The sequence below is a fragment of the Streptomyces sp. NPDC020490 genome, from assembly GCF_044335305.1.
GTDB lineage: Bacteria > Actinomycetota > Actinomycetes > Streptomycetales > Streptomycetaceae > Streptomyces.
In genome coordinates, this window is the sequence record NZ_JBIRUY010000093.1 from 1 (window position 1) to 2,975 (window position 2,975).

The following is a 2,975-nucleotide window of genomic DNA, read 5'->3' on the forward strand; positions in this document are numbered from 1 at the left end:
CGCACGACGGCGCAGCTCAAGCGGGTAAGGGGAAGGACGTGCCATGACTCGATCCTCTCAAACGATCGAGTCCCTACCGAACCCGGAACGGTTCAGGCACCGGCCTGCCCCTCGACGAACCAGCGTCACCCTGACGAGCCGAAGTCAGTAAGGAGCTCACGGAACTGATCGACGAGGACGTGCACGCGCCGTACTGCCGCCACCACGACTACGCCTACAGTTGCGACATGGGCTCCCTGGCACCCGGCTCGTCCCGCACCTTCGAGTTCACCCTGAGCCTCGGCGAGCCGGGAACCGGCAGCGTGCGCCTGCGTGACGCCAGGCCGCGGACCGGCCGCCACGACCCCCGATCCGTCCGACGACCGGACCACGGACACCGTCACCGGGTGACCCGGCTGAGCCGACCTGGCGCCCGGGAATCGTGAACGGGGGAGACGGGTCAAGCCGTGCCGCGGTCGAGTGCCTGGATGACGGACACCGCCGCCATAGCCGCCGGTACTGCGCCCGGAGCGCGATCGCGAAGGCTCCCGAACGCCGCAGGCAGATGTGCCGCGGTCGGCGACGCCCGCTCCCACCCGGCTTGCCGCATCAATTCCGTCATGCCCACACCCAGGGCGCTGCCGCCGCCCCCGGGACCGCCACAGCCGAAAAGAGGGCCAGCAGGATGGGGCGAACCGGCCAGACCGGAAGGCCGGGAAAAATCCCGCACATGACCTTCCTCCACACATAGGTGAGTACTACTCATGGCATCTCAAAATGATCAGCCGATACTGATCGGCGTGAACAATAGAATTCGACGCGGGGCAAAAGCTGCCGCGCTGACCATTTCCGCACTCGCCTCGATCTCCGTCGCAAGCGTTGCCGGCACCACACCGGCATTCGCAGGAGAGTATGACTACTTCCCCAGGGAACACGTCAAGACCGCAGTCTACGGGATGGATTGCGACATAGTCGACGTCAGCCAGTACGACAATTTCCGCTATGCGGAGTGCTATGGCCGCGGCTCATGGAACCTGGTTGTCCACTGCCGCGATCCCCTGAGCAACGACGGACTCGGGGAGACGCTGTACAGCCCCCGCATCGACCAGCAGACGTACGGCTACACGTGGGCGGGAAGGCCGCCGGAGCAGACCCCCTGCCTGTTCGGCGTCGCATACGCGGAAATTGAAGAATTCGTGGAATAGGCACCTGGAGCGGACTCAGGGGCGTTTCAAAGTCCCGGTGACCATGTAGGCGGCCTGGTCAGGGGACAGGGGTGTTTCAAAGTCGTGGTGATCAGGTGGGTCCGCAGGCCACAGCGGTACGACAGGTCAGATCTGGCCCGTCACATGGGCGACTTCATCCCCCACCTCGTCGACGCACTGCGCAAGACGGTCGTGCAGTGCGTCGACGACATGCAGCGGGTTCTCTGACCCCCGTCCCGTCGAACAGGAGCCGCCGGTCACCCCCGGCGGCTCCGGCCGTTTCCGGCGGTTCCGGCCACCCAGCGCTCCGGCCACGCCCGTCCGGCCGGGTACGGGAGAGCGGGCGGCACGAGCGCGACGTGACCCGCTCAGTCCCGACCCAGCACCACCGTCCCCGACGAGCAGAACCAGCCCCCGGCGCCGGAGGCCACCCCCAGGCGGGGCGCGCCGCCGTCGCGGGCGCGCACCTGCCGGGCGCCGGCCCCGCCCCTGAGCTGCCGTACCGCCTCGACCAGGAGGAACAGGCCGCGCATGCCGGGGTGCTGGGCCGGCAGTCCGCCCCCGTCCGTGTTCACCGGCAGCTCGGCGGCTGCGGGCCGGGAGCCGACCGTCAGGTGGGCGCGCGCCTGGTGGAGCAGGTGCAGGGCCTCGTCGGTGCGGCCGGTGCGGCGCAGCGGGGTCGCGGCCGCGCGGGCCGCGGCGGCGAGCACCACGGCGTCGCCGGAGCGGGTGGCGGCGGCGCCGGCCCGGGCCGCGTACGCGCCGGCGGCCTTGGTGCGGCCCTGCTTGACCGCCAGCCGGGAAGCCAGCACCCACACGTCGGCGGCGAGGGCGGCGCCGGCCGGGCCGCGTTCGGTGCTGCGTACGGCGGCGTCCAGGAGCAGCGCCAGCACCCGGTCGAGCCGGGCGTAGGCGCCGGCCGCGAACAGCCGGCGCGCTGCGGCGACGTCGCCGGCCGACAGTCGCGGCGCCGGGGCCGCCCACACCGCTGTGGGCACCGCGAATGCCCCGGCCCCCAGGGCAACTCCCGTCGCGAGCAAGCTGCGTCGCTCCACACCCGTCTCCTCATCTGCTCCCCCGGCGCCCCGGGTCCGGTGCCGTCTCGACGCTACGGCCGGCCGGGCCGACCGGGCAGGGCGCACGCTGGCCGGCACCGTGCGCCCCCGGGTTCTTGGCCACCGAGCTGGTGCTGGTGCCTTCTCCCTCGGTGCGGGCCGTCTCCGGCCGCTGTGGCGGCTGGCGCGGCGCAGCGGGCCCGGCAGGCGCCGGCACCGCTCCTGCATCGCGTCGTCGTGCACTGGTGGGCAGGAGGCGGGGTGCGCAGAGTACGCGGCTGGCCGGAGGCCTTCGGCCCCGCGCCGGGGCGGCCGGAAGACGCCGGCTGGGCCCGCGGATGTCCGAGAGGGGGCACTACGATGCCGGGAGCACCATCGGGCAACCGCGCCGCGCCCGGTCCACAACCCCGACGCCCACAGCGCCGGAGGGGACCGCAGACGTCTGAGACTCGCGCGAGTGACTCCGTCATGCCCTCCCTTCCCGGACGGCCGGCGCGTGTGGGGCAGCAGGCCGATCGAGGACGTGAGACGTCGTGACCCACCGCCGCACCCGGCAGTTCGACCGCGCCGTGCGCGAGTACCGGATGGTGTCCCACCGAGTGGTGTAGCAGCGATCTCCGCATAGCCCCTGGTCATGAGGCGGCCATCGCGCAACTCTCCGAGTAGAGAAGCTCGTTGAGAGAGGTGACGCGATGGCCTTGTCCCAGCATGACTTACTCCGGCTGATGGAGTCACT

Annotated in this window: 2 protein-coding genes and 1 pseudogene; 2 read left to right on the top strand and 1 reads right to left on the bottom strand. The window is 71.4% G+C overall.

What is annotated here, in order from left to right:
* Window positions 1–743: 743 nt before the first annotated feature.
* Window positions 744–1,184 (top strand): hypothetical protein, encoded by a 441-nt coding sequence (locus tag ACH4ZX_RS40135; RefSeq protein ID WP_398283853.1) that lies wholly within the window; start codon window positions 744–746, stop codon window positions 1,182–1,184.
* Between the two features lie 84 nt (window positions 1,185–1,268).
* Window positions 1,269–1,412: a hypothetical protein gene (locus ACH4ZX_RS40140; protein ID WP_398283855.1), complete on the top strand. Its 144-nt coding sequence runs from the start codon at window positions 1,269–1,271 to the stop codon at window positions 1,410–1,412.
* Window positions 1,413–1,552: 140 nt separating this feature from the next.
* Here the strand turns inward: ACH4ZX_RS40140 and ACH4ZX_RS40145 are convergent.
* Window positions 1,553–1,768 (bottom strand): annotated as a pseudogene (locus ACH4ZX_RS40145) (thiolase C-terminal domain-containing protein); the annotation flags it as partial.
* Window positions 1,769–2,975 lie beyond the last annotated feature (1,207 nt).